This window comes from Bacillus sp. MYb209, assembly GCF_002975175.1.
GTDB lineage: Bacteria > Bacillota > Bacilli > Bacillales > Bacillaceae_G > Bacillus_A.
On sequence record NZ_PCNZ01000005.1, the window covers coordinates 61220 to 80475 of the forward strand.

22 protein-coding genes are annotated in these 19256 nt (G+C 37.7%); 6 read left to right on the forward strand and 16 right to left on the reverse strand.

The genetic code is table 11. From position 1 onward, the window contains the following. The first annotated feature begins 10 nt into the window (after positions 1-10). A complete protein-coding gene (locus tag CQZ94_RS11485; protein ID WP_105585498.1) occupies positions 11-532 on the forward strand; it encodes a GNAT family N-acetyltransferase in 522 nt (173 codons plus the stop codon). A 10-nt stretch (positions 533-542) separates the two neighbouring features. Here CQZ94_RS11485 and CQZ94_RS11490 read toward each other — a convergent pair whose 3' ends face one another. Next, positions 543-845, reverse strand: a complete 303-nt coding sequence (locus tag CQZ94_RS11490; RefSeq protein WP_002015914.1) for a YutD family protein — start codon at positions 843-845, stop codon at positions 543-545. A 118-nt stretch (positions 846-963) separates the two neighbouring features. Here CQZ94_RS11490 and CQZ94_RS11495 point away from each other — a divergent pair, with 118 nt between their 5' ends. Further along, positions 964-1542 carry a YhcN/YlaJ family sporulation lipoprotein gene (locus tag CQZ94_RS11495; RefSeq protein WP_105585499.1) on the forward strand — a complete coding sequence of 193 codons (579 nt, stop codon included), beginning with the start codon at positions 964-966 and terminating at the stop codon, positions 1540-1542. Between the two features lie 28 nt (positions 1543-1570). Here the strand turns inward: CQZ94_RS11495 and CQZ94_RS11500 are convergent, their stop codons facing one another. Next, complete coding sequence (locus CQZ94_RS11500) at positions 1571-2302, reverse strand: MerR family transcriptional regulator (RefSeq protein ID WP_105585500.1); 732 nt, start codon at positions 2300-2302, stop codon at positions 1571-1573. Positions 2303-2410: 108 nt separating this feature from the next. Here CQZ94_RS11500 and CQZ94_RS11505 point away from each other — a divergent pair, with 108 nt between their 5' ends. Further along, positions 2411-3226: a YhfC family intramembrane metalloprotease gene (locus CQZ94_RS11505; protein ID WP_105585501.1), complete on the forward strand. Its 816-nt coding sequence runs from the start codon at positions 2411-2413 to the stop codon at positions 3224-3226. Positions 3227-3250: 24 nt separating this feature from the next. Here CQZ94_RS11505 and CQZ94_RS11510 read toward each other — a convergent pair whose 3' ends face one another. Beyond that, positions 3251-3694 carry a hypothetical protein gene (locus CQZ94_RS11510; protein ID WP_105585502.1) on the reverse strand — a complete coding sequence of 148 codons (444 nt, stop codon included), beginning with the start codon at positions 3692-3694 and terminating at the stop codon, positions 3251-3253. A 134-nt stretch (positions 3695-3828) separates the two neighbouring features. On the opposite strand from CQZ94_RS11510, the gene CQZ94_RS11515 reads away from it, so the two are divergent. Then, positions 3829-4383, forward strand: coding sequence for a histidine phosphatase family protein (locus CQZ94_RS11515; protein ID WP_105585503.1), 555 nt, complete (start codon positions 3829-3831; stop codon positions 4381-4383). 83 nt (positions 4384-4466) lie between these two features. Further along, entirely contained in the window at positions 4467-4946 is a 480-nt protein-coding gene (locus CQZ94_RS11520; RefSeq protein WP_105585504.1) for a YbaK/EbsC family protein, read from the forward strand. A gap of 20 nt (positions 4947-4966) precedes the next feature. Here the strand turns inward: CQZ94_RS11520 and lipA are convergent, their stop codons facing one another. Further along, complete coding sequence (lipA, locus tag CQZ94_RS11525; protein ID WP_105585505.1) at positions 4967-5863, reverse strand: lipoyl synthase; 897 nt, start codon at positions 5861-5863, stop codon at positions 4967-4969. Positions 5864-6052: 189 nt separating this feature from the next. Between lipA and CQZ94_RS11530 the strand changes: the two genes are divergently transcribed. Next, complete coding sequence (locus CQZ94_RS11530; protein WP_105585506.1) at positions 6053-7036, forward strand: M23 family metallopeptidase; 984 nt, start codon at positions 6053-6055, stop codon at positions 7034-7036. A gap of 19 nt (positions 7037-7055) precedes the next feature. Here the strand turns inward: CQZ94_RS11530 and yunB are convergent, their stop codons facing one another. The 12 genes from yunB to CQZ94_RS11595 all read right to left on the reverse strand — a co-directional run bounded on the left by yunB (position 7056) and on the right by CQZ94_RS11595 (position 19064). After that, on the reverse strand, positions 7056-7775 hold the full coding sequence (gene yunB, locus CQZ94_RS11535; RefSeq protein WP_105585507.1) for a sporulation protein YunB: 720 nt from the start codon (positions 7773-7775) through the stop codon (positions 7056-7058). Positions 7776-7830: 55 nt separating this feature from the next. Next, complete coding sequence (locus CQZ94_RS11540) at positions 7831-8133, reverse strand: YunC family protein (RefSeq protein WP_002015926.1); 303 nt, start codon at positions 8131-8133, stop codon at positions 7831-7833. Between the two features lie 65 nt (positions 8134-8198). After that, complete coding sequence (locus CQZ94_RS11545; protein WP_255832909.1) at positions 8199-9614, reverse strand: bifunctional metallophosphatase/5'-nucleotidase; 1416 nt, start codon at positions 9612-9614, stop codon at positions 8199-8201. 630 nt (positions 9615-10244) lie between these two features. Next, positions 10245-11642, reverse strand: a complete 1398-nt coding sequence (gene sufB, locus CQZ94_RS11555; RefSeq protein WP_070145358.1) for a Fe-S cluster assembly protein SufB — start codon at positions 11640-11642, stop codon at positions 10245-10247. A gap of 48 nt (positions 11643-11690) precedes the next feature. Next, positions 11691-12122 carry a Fe-S cluster assembly sulfur transfer protein SufU gene (gene sufU / locus CQZ94_RS11560; protein ID WP_000009523.1) on the reverse strand — a complete coding sequence of 144 codons (432 nt, stop codon included), beginning with the start codon at positions 12120-12122 and terminating at the stop codon, positions 11691-11693. Continuing rightward, complete coding sequence (gene sufS / locus CQZ94_RS11565; RefSeq protein WP_002015930.1) at positions 12112-13332, reverse strand: cysteine desulfurase SufS; 1221 nt, start codon at positions 13330-13332, stop codon at positions 12112-12114. The genes sufU and sufS overlap by 11 nt, the downstream gene beginning before the upstream one ends. Beyond that, entirely contained in the window at positions 13332-14624 is a 1293-nt protein-coding gene (gene sufD, locus CQZ94_RS11570) for a Fe-S cluster assembly protein SufD (RefSeq protein WP_105585509.1), read from the reverse strand. The genes sufS and sufD overlap by 1 nt, the downstream gene beginning before the upstream one ends. Before the next feature lie 15 nt (positions 14625-14639). Then, the gene (gene sufC, locus CQZ94_RS11575) at positions 14640-15425 is read right to left on the reverse strand and encodes a Fe-S cluster assembly ATPase SufC (RefSeq protein ID WP_002112662.1); all 786 of its coding nucleotides are present in this window, start codon (positions 15423-15425) and stop codon (positions 14640-14642) included. Between the two features lie 236 nt (positions 15426-15661). After that, a complete protein-coding gene (gene metQ, locus CQZ94_RS11580) occupies positions 15662-16468 on the reverse strand; it encodes a methionine ABC transporter substrate-binding lipoprotein MetQ (RefSeq protein WP_105585510.1) in 807 nt (268 codons plus the stop codon). A 76-nt stretch (positions 16469-16544) separates the two neighbouring features. Beyond that, entirely contained in the window at positions 16545-17357 is an 813-nt protein-coding gene (gene metQ, locus CQZ94_RS11585; RefSeq protein ID WP_105585511.1) for a methionine ABC transporter substrate-binding lipoprotein MetQ, read from the reverse strand. Between the two features lie 23 nt (positions 17358-17380). Continuing rightward, positions 17381-18046, reverse strand: coding sequence for a methionine ABC transporter permease (locus CQZ94_RS11590; protein WP_071770926.1), 666 nt, complete (start codon positions 18044-18046; stop codon positions 17381-17383). Further along, a complete protein-coding gene (locus CQZ94_RS11595) occupies positions 18039-19064 on the reverse strand; it encodes a methionine ABC transporter ATP-binding protein (RefSeq protein ID WP_061673671.1) in 1026 nt (341 codons plus the stop codon). The genes CQZ94_RS11590 and CQZ94_RS11595 overlap by 8 nt, the downstream gene beginning before the upstream one ends. Positions 19065-19256 lie beyond the last annotated feature (192 nt).

The window sequence follows — 19256 nt, forward strand, 5'->3', positions numbered from 1 at the left end:
GGAGACGATTATGCTAAAAATAAAAAAAGGCACAATTGATTTATTGGACGAATTAAATTTGATGTATACAGAATGTAAAGAAGCACTCTTACAGAATCAAATTTACCAATGGGACGATTCTTATCCGACGCTCGAACATATTTCCTATCATTTAGAACAGGACGAATTGTATTGTCTATTCCAAGACCAAGTACTTGTCGGCGCTGTTGTCTTAAACGAAGCAGAGTCTCCAGAATACAAATTGATTGACTGGTCAGAAACATACGGACGCTTTCTTATCGTTCACTCTTTCGTCATCCATCCGCTCGCGCAAGGAAAAGGATATAGCAAAGTACTATTATCCTTTTGGGAAGATGAAGCAAGACGGGAGGGTTACAAAGGAATACGCCTAGATTGCTTTACAGGTAACCCTGTTTCATTAAGCCTATATGAAAAAAACAATTATATTTGCCGAGGTGCTGTTTATTTTGAGAGTAAACAGCCTCCTCATAATTGGTATAACTGCTATGAAAAAATCCTCTTACAATCGTAAGAGGATTTTTTCATTTCTTCACTTTTCGTAATACAAAGTGTGCACAACCGAAGTTACAGTACTCGTATAAATACTCTGATAAAGTACTAATTTTCGTATCATATGTCGAACGTTGATTACTATCATCAAAGAATCCACGCAATCTAAGTTGCTCATAACCCCAGTCTCCAACGATATAATCATATTTATTTAAAATTTCTGCATAGCGCTCTTTAAGTGCTTCTTCACTAAAACCGTCACGAAAGTTTTTAATTACTTCGTACTGAACATTATTAACGCTCACCGTAGTATGAATCTCTTGCTTTTGCTCCATTATGAACTTCCTCTCTAAGCATTCTTCTTTTTATCGTATCACAAAGCATAACAACCAACAATTTCAAATACAAAAAATTGAAAATTAGTGCATGCTATGGAGAAGGAGGTGATACATCGTGAAAAAGCAAATTATACTCTCTCTTCTCACTCTTTCCTTCTTTGCAGGCTGCCAATCAACTAATAAAGCCGAAATGGAGCGTGAAGAAGGAAGTCGTGTTCTTGTTTCCAACAAAAACGACATGTATCATACGGAAAACACAAATACAAGGTTAACGAGATTCGGTTATTCTTCTAAACAGAAGCATGAAGTATCTAACAAACAAGTAGGCGCTATTAACCGTGAGAAAGTCGCCGAAATGATTACGAGCATGACAGTCAAACTTCCTGATGTCACCAATGCCGCTACACTCGTTACCGACGATGAAGTGTTCGTTGTATACCGTGCAAACACAACGGATCCGAAACTCGTAACAGATCAAGTATATAAAACAGCTTTGTCCATCGTCCCTCGCTATTATAAAGCATATGTATCAACAAACCAAAAGTTGATTTCTCAAATTCAAGGTCTCCAATCTGGTAGCTTAAACGATAAAGAATATGAACAAAGTCTTGATATGTTAAAACGTGAAATGAGCGATAATCCTCATTTGAACAATACGGGGGATCAAACTTTAAATGATATGATAAAAAAATAAAAAGGTGGAGAAAACCTCCACCTTTTTACTATTTCTTACGATTTGCATAAACCTCCATCGCATCACACATAAACTGCGCTAAACCTTCACCAAACTTATCAATATTTTTCGTAAAGTGCTCATCAGCAACATACATTTGACCGAGTCCCTTAAATGCCTCTAATGAATATTCACCGAAGTTTTGCAAGTAATCGTACCATACCCCGATTGCTTCTTGCGCCTCTTTAGAATCCGGTGCTCCATTTCGAAGTGTCGCTAGATTTCTGTAAATAGTATTAAACTCCTCCTGTTTCTCTGTAGACATACCCTTCGCTGTTTTATTCGCTTTATCTACAGCCTCATCTCCCCATCGTTCACGCGCTTCTTCTTCGTACAGGTTATGGCTAAAATCAAATCCTTCAAATTTCTCTTTATTCGTCATCTCAATCTCTCCCTTTGTATGCTGAATTGTTTTATTAATTGTCGCTATCACTTTATCCAACCTAGCTCGCTTTTCAAGAAGCATTTTCTTATGAAGCTGTAATGCCTCTTCACGGTCGAATGAAGGACTCATGATAATTTCCTTAATCTTCTTTAAAGGGAAGCCAAGCTCTTTAAAAAATAAAATTTGCTGTAGTGTTTCTAAATTTTCATTGGAATACAGACGATATCCAGACTCTGTCGTCTCATCTGGGGTTAACAACCCAATTTCATCGTAATGATGCAGTGTGCGCACACTAATTCCAACTAAATTAGCTACTTCTTTTATCCTCATTGTCATGCGTATCTCCCCCTTAATACATACGATAAAGTATGACGCAACGTTAGAGTCAATAAAAATTTCATTTTGTTTTTGAAAGATTCATCTCTCCACATTCTCCTACATTTCATGCATAATATATATGTACATACATTAGAAAGCGGTGAAAGTATGGTTTCAAATACTGTAATTGCCAGTATCATAATTCAACTCGTTGTTTCGGTTCTGGTCCCAATTATTGTACTCGTTTATTTCCGTAAGAAATATAATATTAATTGGAAAATAGTTGGCGTTGGTATCCTTATCTTTATCGGGTTTACCCAAATTCTCGAAACACCATTCCAATTATTCATGCGTGGTAATCCCACAACAGCTGAATTTTTAAAGAACCCATTTATCTTTTCGATTTTCGGCGGACTAACTGCTGGTATTTTTGAAGAACTAGGTCGTTTCGTTGCCTTTTACTACTTACTAAAAAAATATCGAGATTATAAAGACGGTCTTGCGTACGGAATTGGACACGGCGGTATTGAATCGATTTTAGTCGGCGGATTCGCTGGGCTTCAAACTCTTACCTTTGCAACATCTATTAACAATGGTAGCTTCGCTCGAATGGTTGAACAATACCCACAGTTGAGCCATATCAAGGACTTGTTAATAGAGCAACCTGCCTACTTATACTTACTTGGTAGCTTAGAAAGAATTATGGCACTCGTTCTGCAAATTGCTTTCACAATGCTTGTCGTATACGCAGTAAAACAAAAGAAATACATTTTCCTCGTATACGCTATACTATTCCACGCACTTGTGGACTTTTTCGCAGCACTTTACCAAACAAAAATGATTAACATCTTTGTAGCAGAAGGAATTACTCTTCTCTTCGCGATTGGCGCTTTCGTTCTTATTCGCAAAATGAAAGAGAAATTAGTGAGTGCTTCAGAGTAAAAATAAACCACCAATTTTGGTGGTTTATTTTTCATGTGGATTATCGCAATGGTGATAGCTTTTTCCTCCTAAAAGCTCCCTCTTTATTTCTGCATCTATAACTATATACTTATGAAACTCATCTACTTCATCTTGAGAAAAGGAAGCAAAAAAATACACTTGGCGATCAGGATGAACAAATACATCTTGAATCACCACTCTACTTCGACAGCCAACATCTGTTTTTTTTCGGAAGGTAAATTCTGCATCTTGTACTTCTTTCCATAAAATTTTCTTTCGAACACTATACGCCGCATTTTTGTATTCCTTATAGACCTTCTTATCTAACTGTTCATAAAACACATCTTCATTCACAAACGACTTATTTTGATTGCTCGGGTATTCTAATTCTTGATTTGATTGTGCATATGCTGTGGACAATTGTATGAGAAAATAAATACTGAATACAATGCATATTATTTTTTTCATAATTGCACCTCAAATTTTCATTTATCCACATTACTTTTCCACATACTTAGATCACTATGCCCTTTCCAAGAAAAAGGAATTTTTCCCACATTTGTCGAAGTATATATCGTCAACTTGAAAGAAGGGGATGAAATATGAAGAAAATTATTGTAATCAGGCATTGTTCAGCAACTGGACAAGAGCGTAATGCCGAATTAACAAACATGGGAAGAGACCAATCAAACACCGTTGCTACATTCCTCATAGCAAATCATCTACAAATAGATCATATTATTTCAAGCCCATTTGTCCGAGCTATCGATTCTATTCGGCCATATGCCCTCCAAGCTAATTTATCTATTCAAGAAGATGAACGGTTAGCAGAACGCATATTAAGCACTGTTTCAATGGATGATTGGCTTCAAAAACTAGAATACACTTTTACCAATATAGATATTGCCTTTTTGGGCGGAGAGTCAACAAAACAAGCGATGGATCGCGCAATCTCACTTATTCAGGAAGTTTTAAAGCTAGAGCATGACACAACATTACTCGTTACACACGGCAACTTACTCACATTAATTTTAAAGCACTTTGATCATACTATTGGCTTTGACGAATGGAAAACTTTAACGAATCCTGATATTTATGAAATTACACTTGATGAACAATCTATCATAAAACGATTATGGGAAGCGCCATCCAAGTAATATCCCTTTCCAATACATTCAGTTGACACCGCGAGAAGATATGGCGAGACTGCAGTAAAACATAGAGAGGGGTATCATTCAATATGTACGAAGACGTACTTTCTTTACTACATAAAACAAATGCTTCATATGAAAAGTTTGAACACGAACCAGTACTTGACTATGAGACTGATCGCATCGTTCGTGAAAGGCTCGGCTTACAAGGTACTCCAAGTAAAAGCCTATTTTTAAAATCAAAATCCGGGGCGTATTACGTATTCTTTACGTTAGAGGGAACTCGCCTCAACCGAGGAGAGATGAAAGAAATAACAGGAGAAAGCTTATCTCTCTGTTCTCCTGATGAGCTAAGAGAAGAGACTGGTTGCATGCCAGGATGTGTAGCTCCTTTCGGTTATTCACAAGATGTAACGATTATTGTGGACAGTTCAATTTATACTTACAAGAAAGTTTTAATCACACCTGGTGTACCTGAATTTACAATTGAATTATCCACAGAGGAATTAAAACGAATTTTATCAACGTGTCAAAATACAGTTTTAGAGTATAAGAAAAAAGAGAGCTAATCATTAGCTCTCTTTTTTCATTATTTCGCTTCTGCTACTTTTTCTTTTGCAGAACGTACTTGCTCGTCCGCATGATAAGAAGAACGTACAAGTGGACCAGCTTCACAGTGGCTAAATCCTTTGCTAAGTGCAATTTCTTTAAGCTCTGCAAATTCTGCTGGTGGGTAATATTTAATAACTGGTAAATGCTTCTTAGATGGTTGTAGGTATTGTCCAAGAGTTAAAATATCCACATTGTTTGCACGTAAGTCATCCATTGCTTCAATTAAATCTTCTCTTGTTTCACCTAAGCCCACCATAATGCTCGATTTAGTTGGAATATCAGGCTGCATTTCTTTTGCTCGACGTAAAAACTCTAATGAACGATCATATTTTGCTCTAGCGCGAACTCGGTTAGATAATCGACGTACTGTTTCAATGTTATGGTTCAAAATATCTGGTTTTGCATCCATTAACATTTTTAAGTTTTCTTCTACCCCACCCATATCAGATGGTAATACTTCGATTGACGTAAATGGATTTTTGCGACGAACAGCGCGTACTGTTTCAGCAAAAACAGCTGCCCCGCCATCCTTTAAATCATCACGTGCAACCGCTGTTATAACAACGTGCTTTAAGCCCATTTGTACTACAGAATCTGCTACGCGTTCTGGCTCTTGTAAATCAAGCTCAGTTGGCAAGCCTGTTTTAACCGCACAAAAACGACAAGCACGTGTACAAACCGCACCTAAGATCATAAATGTTGCTGTTTTCCTTACAGCCCAGCATTCATGAATATTCGGACATTTCGCCTCTTCACAAACTGTATGAAGATTCTTAGAACGCATCATTTTCTTTAAGCCTGTATAGTTTTCATTCGTGTTTAACTTAATTTTCAACCATTCGGGCTTGCGCTTATACTCTGTTTGTTTTGTCATGGTTATCAACTCCGCACAATATGAAATAGTTTACCGTGTTCGCTTCTTTCAATGTAACATATCTATTCTAACGCATGAAAGCGATTTGCTCAAATGAAGATTCTAAGATTTTTTCCAATCGTTCCCTATAATGAAATACTCCGTATATCCCACACTAAAAAGAGTGATGTTGTGAAAGGAGTCTATTTCATGCTTCGAAAAATTTCTCTTTTGCTTTCGATTTGCTTTCTTCTCCACCAAAACATCGCTTACGGTGAAGATAATCAGCAAAGCATATATGAAAAGCGCATGGCACTATATAAAGAAACTGAGCAATCTTCAAGTATTCCGTGGTATTACTTAGCTGCAATGGATCAATATGAAAGAAACATACGGGGCGTAAGAAAGGATATTCCGAAAAAACCAGATGCCATCATTTCCCTTTATTTCAAACCTGAAATATGGGCTGGACCTGTTAATAGTAATGATACTCTCCCCCATACGATTTCTCTATTTGGCGGAATGGGTTTAGATGGTGACAAAGATGGATTTGCAAATGCAAATAACGACCGTGATCTTCTGCATACAGCAGCAACCATTTTAAAGAAACAAGGAACGTCAGAAGACCGTATTAACATTATGCTTTGGGAATATTATAGACGTGCAAAAACAGTTGAATTAATTACAGAATACGCCCGAATTTATAAACATTATGGGCGCATTAATTTAGAAGGAAATGCTTTCCCTCTCCCTATTCGCAGTGACCATAGCTATCGTAGTACTTTTGGTGCTGGTAGAAGTTTTGGCGGCAGGAGAATTCATGAAGGAACCGATATTTTTGCTGGATATGGCGTACCTGTACGATCCACTTGCTATGGCGTTATTGAAACAAAAGGATGGAATCGTCTTGGTGGATGGCGCATTGGTATTCGTGATCTTCATAATAATTACCACTATTACGCTCATTTAGGCGGGTTCTCTAAAGAAATACAGCTCGGACAAATTGTCGAACCAGGAAAAGTAATCGGATTTGTCGGTAGTACTGGTTACGGTCCTCCTGGCACAGCTGGAAAGTTCCCACCCCACTTACATTTCGGCATGTATAAAGACAATGGCTATACAGAATGGGCTTTCGATCCATACATGCATTTAAGCCTTTGGGAACGAAAAGAACGAGCAAATACAAAACGATAACCGTAGCGAATTGCTACGGTTATTTTTTATCTGGTACAACAACTCCGCCACTTCCGTAATAAGTAGGCACCTCACCTTGAACGATGCGCGTCGCAATCGGAATATTTTGCTTCACCTTAATTTCTTTCGTGCGTAACGGAATCATAACTTGTAACGTCACTTCCACTTCCATAATAATTTTGATCGCTGTATTATTAATTCCTTGCGGCTCAACTAGCTGTTTAATATCCGTATTCACATGACCAATTGGCGTAAAATTAATCGGAATATCCGGCCCTATATTACCAAGAAGCGCATTATCGGTTATGCGTCCAAAAGGAATTGACATAGATACCCCATTCTCTTCAAAAATACCAAGTGCTTTCGTATCCCCTTTTTCTACTTGTTGTAAATATTTCTCTATGTATGCAGTAGTCGATGTTAATATTTCATTTACTTGTTTTGTATTTAAATCAATTGTAGATACTTTCCCATTCCTATCCGTTTGCACTTTCATTAATGAATCTACATCAAACCCTTCATTAATTCGGTCTTTTACCGCTTTCGTCATAACTGCTGTTGCCATTTTATGCGTCTCTGTTTCTCCATACTTAATTAACGCTGGCTGAATACTTTTATTTACAATCCATAAACCTTGAACTACCATTACGATAAAAATAATAAACGAAATAAGCAGTATATACCGAAAGGAAATCGGTCCCCTTCGCAACCGCGAATTGTTCGAACGAAATTTACGCATAAGAAAACCCTCCTTCTTATACTATTTCTATGCAAGAAAGAGGGACGATATATACTTATCTCATTTTTAATAGTGCATCTTTTCCAATCGTTCCTACTGGAATACCTAAAGCTTCTGCTCCAGTCGTTACCGATTCTAGTGGTGCTTCAAGAAGTTGTTCAATCGTTCTTACACCAACTGCACGGCCAGCAATAATTCCTCGATCTCCTAACTTCTCATTTAGAAGACCTACATCTAAAGCACCGCACATAATATATCCTTTATCGCTCATTACAGCTAGCAAATTTGTCTTTGGAAGTTTTACGCTAACAGCAATGAACGTATAGTTATCAATTATAATTGGCTCTACATTAACCATAGTTCACACTCCTCTCTTTCTTATCTTTATGACAAGAGAAAAATGAGTGTTACAAGTTAACTAGCCTATAGTTTGACTGAAGATGTATAAGTTATCAACATATCTGTTAACACATCTCTAAGTAATTCTGGCATATAATATTGTTTGTCAGAAAGTGTGGATAGCTCTGGGTATAAGTATCCGAATGTAAACATATCAATCGTTCCTACCGTATATATCCGGTCTAATTCCAGCGATTCGCCATTAATCAATACATCTTCTAGTAAAATTTTATTCCCTGGAATCGTATCTGGAATCACTTCCAAACCATCGTAAATCATTTTCCCCATTACTTTTCCACGAAATCCGAATCCTTTCACCTCAAGATTCTCCATATTCGGACGGCGCGCTTTCAAAATAACTTCTCTTAACGTTTTCCCTGGTACTTTTAATAGACATGGATTAATTGGATGTGGACAAATTCGATGAATATCTCCGCGCGTCACAACACCTTCATTTAATCCATCAAGAAGTACACCAGCGTTCACCATCCCAACATCCGCATTACACCACTCTTTAAGTGCACTTGCCAACATATGAGAAAATGACGTCTCCTTAAACCAATCGACCGGCAATGATTCTTTTAAATGAACGACAGGCTCAGCCATTATCTGTTTACTTTCTTCCTTTAGCATTTCAATTGTGGATAACGGCTCGCTATAAGCACCTAACCGTTCTGTCTTAATCGCTCTACCGTCTTTTTTCAAGAGTTGCTTCGTCTCTTTATCCACAGTAAGCTGAACGTGACCGACGTAATGTCCCCACTTTTCACAACAGCAAAGCAAAGTATCGTTTACAAGAACACCACGCTCAAATAAATGATGCGTATGTGCCCCTAAAATAACATCTATATCATAATGCTCCGCCATATACTCATCCATACTTTTTCCAAGATGAGAAAGCACAACCGTAATATGAGCTGTATCCTTAACTTCTTCTAAAATAGACTCTAAATGGATGATTGGATCTTCAATATGCCAATCTAACATATGATAAAACTCTGGATAAGCTACCGTTAATCCAATAAAGGCAATCGTAATCCCATCTGTCGTTGTATGTAATTTATAAGGCTTCGCCCATGCTGGACGTACGCCCTCTTTTTCAAATAAATTCGCTACGAGCACCTCAAACCCAGCATCATCATATAGACGATTCAAATGCTCCTTCGCTAATGTAATTCCTTCATTATTTCCGATCGTTACATAATCATATAACGCCTCATTTAATAACTTTGTATTCCCAAGTCCATTTGTCGCTTCCGAAATACTATGAAAACGATCCACATGATCGCCAATATCCACAGTTAAAACAGTCTCTCCCGCTTCCTGCCTTCGCTTTTTCTCCCCTAGTACAAACCGAGAAATTTGCGGCCAATTTTCAAAATGACTATGTATATCGTTTGTATGATAAAGGTGGATGATCGTTTCTTTATTTATATTCAGAGAAAAAACCTCCTCTCAGTTCCTTACTGCCATTTACGCTACACGTACGCAATAATCCTGTAAATACTTTTCGTCTTTTCTTGCTATTCTACATTGTACTCGCATTATAAGAAAAAGCAAAAGATTCTCCTTTCAACATGGAAAATTTCACATTATCATCTATGTAAGGAGGTGTTCTCTATTAATCGATATAGTTTTCTCTCACTATGGTTTTCATTAGCAGGAGGCATTTTATTTATCACTTCCGTACTTTACTTGCCTAATCTATTTCTATTTATTAGTGTCCCACTTATTATTCTCGGCCTCATATTCAGCATGATTGCCCTATGTAAAAACGAAGAGAGCAAATTAAGATTTATCGGTATCTTCGTCTTACTTATATTAGTTATTTTTATATTAGTATGCGTTCCTTTTATATTTGTAGCGTTTGGATTTTAGAGCCGTCTTTTGATGGCTCTTTTCACGTATTAAGGGGTATTTTCGGCCGTCCTCCATGTCTTTGTCGACAAGTCGATATATTTGAATAATCGTTGATACATTTAGCTAAATACTAAGTGGGGTATCTACGCCCGAGCTCCATATATAACATAAAAAAGCGCCCTGCATAGCAGGGCGCTTTCATATTTCTATTTAACCAATAGAACCTTCCATCTCAAACTTGATTAGGCGGTTCATTTCTACTGCGTATTCCATTGGAAGCTCGCGAGTAAATGGTTCGATGAAGCCCATTACGATCATTTCTGTAGCTTCTTGCTCAGAAATACCGCGGCTCATTAGGTAGAATAATTGTTCTTCTGATACTTTAGATACTTTCGCTTCGTGCTCAAGTGAAACGTAATCGTTTTTGATTTCGTTATAAGGAATTGTATCAGATGTAGATTGGTTATCCATGATTAACGTGTCACACTCAATATTAGAACGAGAGTTTTTCGCTTTTGGTCCGAATTGTACGATACCACGGTAAGTTACTTTACCACCATGCTTCGCAATCGATTTAGAAACGATTGTTGAAGATGTGTTTGGTGCTAAGTGAATCATTTTCGCACCAGCATCTTGGTGTTGGCCTTTACCAGCAATCGCGATAGATAATGTTAAACCACGAGCGCCTTCGCCTTTTAAGATAACTGCTGGGTATTTCATCGTTAATTTAGATCCGATGTTACCGTCAATCCATTCCATCGTTGCGTTTTCTTCACAAACCGCACGTTTTGTAACTAGGTTGTATACGTTGTTCGCCCAGTTTTGGATTGTTGTATAACGGCAATATGCATCTTTCTTAATGATGATTTCTACTACCGCACTATGCAGTGAGTTAGTCGTGTAAACAGGTGCAGTACAACCTTCTACGTAGTGTACATGTGCGCCTTCGTCTACGATGATAAGCGTACGCTCGAATTGTCCCATATTTTCAGAGTTAATACGGAAATACGCTTGAAGTGGTGTATCAACTTTAATACCTTTTGGAACGTAGATGAATGATCCACCAGACCAAACTGCAGAGTTTAATGCAGAGAATTTGTTGTCTGTTGGTGGGATTATTTTTCCGAAATGCTCGCGGAAAATATCTTCGTTCTCTTTTAATGCGCTATCTGTATCTTTGAAGACGATTCCTAGAGCTTCTAGGTCTTCTTTCATGTTGTGGTATACAACTTCAGATTCGTACTGTGCAGATACACCAGCTAAATATTTTTGCTCAGCTTCAGGAATACCTAATTTATCAAATGTCGCTTTAATTTCCTCAGGTACTTCATCCCAAGACTTCTCAGATTTCTCAGATGGTTTTACGTAGTACGTAATTTCATCGAAATCTAAGTCGTTTAAGTCGCCGCCCCATTGTGGCATTGGCATTTCATAGAACTTATCCAGTGATTTTAAACGGAAGTCTAACATCCACTGTGGTTCTTCTTTCATACGTGAAATCTCTTCAACGATTTCTTTTGTTAAACCGCGTCCAGCACGGAAAATCGAAACGTCTTTATCCTTGAAACCATATTTATAATCGCCGATATCTGGCAGTTGCTTCGCCATGTTGGTGTGTCCCTCCTTATATAACCTCGTTTTTAGGAACCTTTAACATTACTTATCTTCGTTTAAGCCCTTTTCTAACGCTTTCCACGCTAATGTTGCACATTTAATACGTGCCGGGAACTTGCATACGCCTTGTAATGCTTCAATATCTCCTAAATCAATGCTGTCATCATACTCTTTTCCTAGCATCATGTCAGAGAAAATTTTAGAAAGCTGAAGTGCTTCTTCAATTTTCTTTCCTTTTACTGCTTGTGTCATCATTGAAGCTGAAGACATTGAAATTGAACATCCTTCGCCTTCAAACTTCGCTTCTTGTACAATACCCTCTTCTACTTTCATCGTAAGTTGAATACGATCGCCGCAAGTTGGATTGTTCAAGTTAACGGTAACACTATCTTCTAACACGCCATGGTTACGAGGATTTTTGTAATGATCCATAATAACTTGACGATATAACGTATCTAAATTATTAAATGACATTTGTGAAATACTCCTTTGTCTTGATTAGCGATTCAACAAATGTATCAATTTCTTCTTTTGTATTATATAAATAGAAGCTCGCACGTGCTGTTGAAGAAGCTTTTAGCCACTTCATAAGTGGTTGTGCACAGTGATGTCCTGCGCGAACCGCAATGCCTTCTACATCTAATACAGTTGCTACATCGTGAGGATGTACGTCTTCAATATTAAATGTAACTAGACCAGCGCGATGCTTTGGACCATAAATTGTAACGCCATCTACTTCTGATAGTCTTTCTAAAGCGTATTGCGCTAATTCATGTTCATGCTTTTCAATATTATGAAGACCGATTTCTTCTAAGAAATCAATTGCCGCACCAAGTCCGATTGCATTACCGATAATCGGTGTACCTGCTTCGAACTTCCACGGAAGCTCTTTCCAAGTAGACTCTTGTAAGTCTACGAAATCAATCATTTCACCACCAAATTCAATTGGTTCCATATTGTTTAGCAATTCTTTCTTACCATATAATACGCCGACACCTGTTGGTCCGCACATCTTATGAGCAGATAATGCGTAGAAATCACAGTTTAAATCTTGTACATCCACTTTCATATGAGGTGCACTTTGTGCTCCATCAACGATCATGATTGCACCGTTTTCATGTGCGATTGCTCCGATTTCTTTTACAGGGTTAATCGTTCCAAGTACGTTTGACACGTGCATAATAGAAACGATTTTTGTATTCGGTGTAACTGTTTGACGAACATCTTCTAAAGAAATTGTACCGTCTAGTTGAAGCGGAAGGTATTTTAAAGTTGCGCCAGTTTTCTTCGCAACTTGTTGCCACGGAATGATGTTACTATGGTGCTCCATGTAAGAGATGACGATTTCATCGCCTTCTTTTACATTATCAAGACCATAGCTAGCTGCTACTGTATTTAATGCAGTTGTCGTTCCGCGCGTGAAAATAATCTCTTCCATTGATTTCGCATTAATAAACTTGCGAACTTTCTCACGTGCACCTTCATACGCGTCGGTAGCTTTCGTACCGAGCGTATGAACACCGCGATGCACGTTAGAATTATATTCTTTATAATAACGTTCTAACGTTTCAATGACTTGAATTGGTTTTTGAGAAGTTGCTGCACTATCGAAATAAACAAGTTGTTTGCCGTTCACTTTTTGATCAAGAATTGGAAACTGTTTGCGTATTTCATGAATATTCATTAGCGAACTTTCCTTTCAATTACCTCAACAAGCTGTGCTTTTACTCCTTCAATTGGAAGCTCATTTACTACAGGTGCTAAGAATCCATGGATGACTAAACGTTCTGCTTCGCGTTTTGGAATCCCACGGCTCATCAAGTAGTATAATTGGTATGGATCTACGCGGCCTACTGAAGCTGCGTGACCTGCCATTACATCATCTTCGTCGATTAAAAGAATTGGGTTTGCATCACCGCGAGCTTTCTCATCTAACATAAGAACGCGAGAAGATTGTTGTGCATTTGATTTAGATGCACCGTGTTCAATCTTACCAATTCCATTAAAGATAGATGTTGCACTATCTTTTTGTACTCCGTGTTTTAAAATCCAACCTTCAGAGTGTTTACCGAAGTGAACAACTTTAGTTGTAAAGTTTTGTGTTTGGTTACCACGGCCAATTGTTACTGTTTTTGTATCAGCAAATGATCCGTCGCCCATTAAGTTCGTAACGTTCTCTGAGATTGTATTTCCGTCATTCATAAGGCCTAGAGCCCAATCAATACGGCCGTCGCGTCCAACAATGCCGCGGCGGTTAACGTAAGTTGTTACATCTTTCGCTAATAAATCAACCGCACCGAATTTCACTTGTGCGCCTTGTTCCACGATTACTTCTGCTACGATATTTGCAATACCTTTAGCATTTTCATTTGCAACGTAGTTTTCTACATAAGTTGCAGTACTGTTCGCATCAGCTACGAATAATACGTGGTTATATACGTTAGCTTCTTCGCCGTCTACTAAGAATACAGCTTGAAGTGGAGTTTCAAGAACAACGTTTTTCGGAACATATACGAATGCACCGCCGTTGATTAATGCAGCATGAAGTGCAGTTAGACGATGTTCGTCTACTTTCACGCCGTCTTTCATTAAGTACTTTTGTACTAGTTCAGTATGCTCTGTTGCAGCTGTTACGATGTCTGTAAAAATAACACCTTTTTCTTTCGCTTCGTCTGCTAAAGAAACGAACGCAGTTGTACCAGTACGTTGTACCAATACGCTGTTATTTTCATCGATTAAGTTTTTCACTGCCTCTGGAAGCTCTGTTAAAGAACTTACAGGCTCTTGCTTAGCAGCGTCGCCTTTTCCGATAAAGTCCCATTTGTCAATTTTCGTTTTATCAGGCGTTGGCATTGGAAGTTCAGTTGCTTGTGCAAGAGCTTGTAAGCGGAACTCAGTCAACCAAGCAGCTTCGTTTACTTCGCTTGCGCGCTGACGGATTGTTTCTTGATCGAAAGGTAATGTACCGATTGTCATGTTTATGCTCCTCTCTTACGCTTCTTGCTCTGCTGTTTCGTCTTCAATACCTAATTCTTTTTTAATCCAGTCGTAACCTTCAGCTTCTAGACGTTGTGCAAGCTCAGGGCCACCAGATTTAACGATACGACCGTTCATCATAACGTGAACGAAGTCTGGAGTGATGTAGTTTAATAGACGTTGGTAATGCGTAATCATTAGGCAACCGAAATCTTCACCGCGCATTTGGTTAATACCTTTAGATACAACTTTTAATGCATCGATATCAAGACCAGAGTCGATTTCATCTAAGATTGCGATTTTTGGCTCAATCATCATTAATTGAAGAATCTCGTTACGTTTTTTCTCACCACCAGAGAAACCTTCGTTTAAGTAACGTTGTGCCATTTCTGGATCCATTTCTAGGAATTCCATGTTTTTATCTAATGTACGGATAAATTTCATAAGAGAAATTTCTTCGCCTTCTTCACGACGTGCATTAATTGCAGAACGTAAGAAGTCAGCGTTTGTTACTCCGCTAATTTCACTTGGATATTGCATTGCTAGGAATAGACCTGCTTGCGCGCGCTCGTCTACTTCCATTTCTAATACATCTTCACCGTCGATGATGATGCTACCTTCTGTTACTTCATACTTTGGGTGACCCATAATTGCAGAAGATAAAGTTGATTTACCTGTTCCGTTAGGTCCCATGATTGCGTGGATTTCTCCACCTTTTACTTCAAGGTTTACACCCTTTAAAATTTCTTTGCCATCAATTGATACATGTAAGTCTTTAACCGTTAATGTAGAACCAGCCATCTCAATACCTCCATTAATCCTATATATACATTTTAAAAATTACTAAAACGTTCATATTCTCATTTTATTCTCATTCTAATCTTATATCAAATAAAATGATATCGCAAACGCTGAAAAAATGTAACAATTTTTTCACAAATGTATATAAGTATTTCCCTTGCATCCTTATATGATACACCTTTCTTCTTATTTATATAAAGAAAAAAGAACTGGTAATTTCCAGTCCTTTCCTGCACTTATTCATTTACCGGAAGTACAGCACCTTTATATTCTTTATTAATAAAATCTTGAATTTCTTTTGAATGTAGTACTTCTACTAGTTCTTTAATTTCTTTTTTCTTCTCATCGCCTTTACGAACTGCAATAATATTTGCATAAGGAGAGTCTGATCCTTCAATTGCAATTGCATCCTTTTTCGGATTTAATTTTGCATCAATTGCGTAGTTTGAATTAATAAATAAAGCATCACCTTCATTGTTTTCGTACAGCTTCGGTGAAAGTCCAGGTTCTACATCTGTTTTAAACTTTAAATTTTTCGGGTTTTCTACAACATCTTTTACTGTCGCTTTAACAACATCTACACCGTCTTTTAATTTAATAACGCCGCCTTTTTGTAACAACGCTAACATACGACCACGCTCAGCTACGTTATTACTCATAATAACCGTTCCTCCATCTGGAAGCTCTTTTAAGCTTTTATATTTCTTAGAATAAATGCCCATTGGCTCTAAATGAATTTTTCCTGCGTTTACAATTTTATATCCTTTTTCTTGAATTTCTTTATCTAAATACGGAATGTGTTGAAAGTAGTTCGCATCAATTTCTTTATCCGCTAACGCTTTATTCGGTAACACATAGTCCTGGAATTTTTTAATCTCTAATTTAATACCTTTTTTCTCTAATATCGGTTGTGCTTTCTCTAAAATAACAGCGTGCGGCACGTTAGAAGCTCCAACAACAAGCTTATTCTCCTCTTTCCCCCCGCAGGCAGCTAATGTAAATACAGACAGTGCTGTAACAGCTGACAGTATAATCTTTTTCATATGACGTCTCCCCTTCTCCCCTATAGTTATGTAGTTAGAAAAAAGAGCCGGCATACACCAGCCCTTCTTCAAACGATTATTCTTTTACAGGAACAACTGCCCCTTTATATTCTTTATTAATAAAATCTTCAATTTCTTTAGAATGCAGCACTTCTACAAGAGCTTTAATTTCTTTCTTATCTTTATCGCCTTTACGAACTGCTACTACGTTTGCGTACGGTGAATCACTACCTTCAATTGCAATTGCGTCTTTTTCTGGATTTAATTTCGCATCAATTGCATAGTTAGAGTTAATTAGAACTGCATCGCCTTCTTTATTGTTATACACTTGTGGTAATAAACCAGGCTCGATATCCGTTTTGAATTTTAAGTTTTTCGGATTATCTGCAATATCTTTCGGAGTCGCTTTAACTGGATCTACTCCGTCTTTAATTTTTAAAATGCCTTCTTTTTGTAAAATTGCTAAACCACGTCCATGATCAGCAACAGAATTACTCATAATAATTGTCGCCCCGTCTGGAAGTTCTTTTAAGCTCTTATATTTTTGAGAGTACACGCCAATTGGTTCTAAATGAATTTTCCCCGCTATTTCAAAATCATATTTTTTATCTTTAATTTCTTTTTCTAAATACGGAATGTGCTGGAAGTAGTTTGCATCTAAATCCTTATCCGCCAATGATTTATTCGGCAACACGTAATCTTGGAATTTTTTAATTTCTAACTCAATTCCTTTTTTCTCAAGTAACGGCTTTGCCTTTTCTAAAATAACAGCGTGCGGTACGTTAGAAGCACCAACAACTAGTTTCTTTTCATCTTTATCTTTCCCACCACAAGCAGCTAGCCCAAAAATCGAAGTTGTAATAAGTGCTGTAAGTAATAATTTTTTCATTTGAAATACCCTCCCGTTTTTCATTATCTTTTATCTATTCGAGTCGTTACACTATCACCAATCCACTGAATGAAAAATACAACTAGTAATACACAAATTGTCGCAACGATTGTTACATCGTTATTTCCTCGCTGGAACCCTTCTAAATAAGCAAGTGTTCCAAGGCCACCAGCACCAACAACACCTGCCATTGCTGTATAACCTACTAAAGCAATTGTCGTTACCGTAATACCAGATACTAATGCTGGTAACGCTTCTGGAATTAATACTTTCAAAATGATTGTGCTTGTTTTTGCTCCCATTGCTTTTGAAGCTTCAATTACACCTTTATCAATTTCACGAAGTGCGATTTCAACCATTCTCGCGTAAAATGGTGCCGCTCCAATAATTAAAGCTGGCAGCGCTGCACTCGCTCCGAGAATTGTTCCAAGAAGAATCTTTGTGAATGGGATTAATAAAATAATTAAAATGATGAACGGTATAGAACGGAAAATGTTTACAAACGCTCCAATCACCGTATTAATCGCTTTATTTTCCCATAAATTATCTTTCGCTGTCATAAAGAGTAATAGTCCTAAAATAAGTCCTAAAACAAATGTGGCAAGCGCTGCGATTGCCGTCATATATAACGTTTCACCAGTTGCTTCTAACATTTGATTCCAATCAACATTTGCGATTAACTTATCCATGTGCAATCACCTCCAGCTCTACTTGATCTTGATGAATCCCTTCTATTGCTTGCTGGATTGCTGTTTCTTCACCATTTAAATGAACGACTAAACTTCCGTAAGAGCCGTTATTCGTTTGTGCGATATTTCCTTGCAAAATGCTAACTTCTATATCACCGCGCTGCATTAACCTTTGAAGTACCGGTCTTTCTACCGCTTCACCGACAAACTGCAAACGAATTACTTTTCCATCTGGATACTTTTCTATTAAACTTTCAATCGTTTCATTCGTATCTTCAGAATCAGTTAACTGCTGTACAAATCGTTTTGTAATGTCTTGCTGTGGATTACGGAATACGTCAAGTACTGGACCCGTTTCTACGATCTTCCCTTTCTCCATTACAGCAACTCGATTACAAATTTTGCGAATAACGTGCATCTCATGCGTAATCAATACAATTGTTAATCCGAGACGCTTATTAATATCTAACAATAAATCCAAAATTTGATCCGTCGTTTCCGGATCAAGAGCTGACGTTGCTTCATCACATAAAAGTACTTGTGGATTGTTAGCTAACGCTCTTGCAATCCCGACGCGCTGCTTTTGTCCACCACTTAGCTGAGATGGGTACGCGTCTCCTCTTCCCTCTAATCCAACAAGATGAATTAACTCATCGACACGTTTTCTTCTCTCCGCCTTATCGACACCTGCAATTTCAAGTGGGAATGCGATATTTTCACGCACAGTTCGTGACCAAAGTAAGTTGAAATGCTGAAAAATCATTCCGATTTCTTGTCTTGCCTTACGAAGTTCATTTCCAGTAATTGCTGAAATCACACGATTCGCAATTGTAATTTGCCCAGACGTTGGTTTCTCTAACTGATTAAACAATCGGATTAAAGAACTTTTCCCAGCGCCACTATATCCGATAACACCAAATATTTCGCCTTTCTCTATTTGTAAGTTGGCGTTATCTACAGCAGTGACATCACCGCTTTTTGCCTTATATATTTTCTTTACATTCTCTAATAAAATCATGGTGTATCACCCCTTTTTTAAATAAAAAGCGCAAGCGGCTCGTTTAGAACAAGAGGGCGTTGGAATCCCTGACGTAGAGGCGCTTTTTGCCTCATAGGAAGGGATGAAACGACCGACTGTTCTAGCCGCTGGAGCTAGATTTCATAAAGATTTTAGATTTACTCCGCAATTTTTTATTTTTGATGCGTGTAA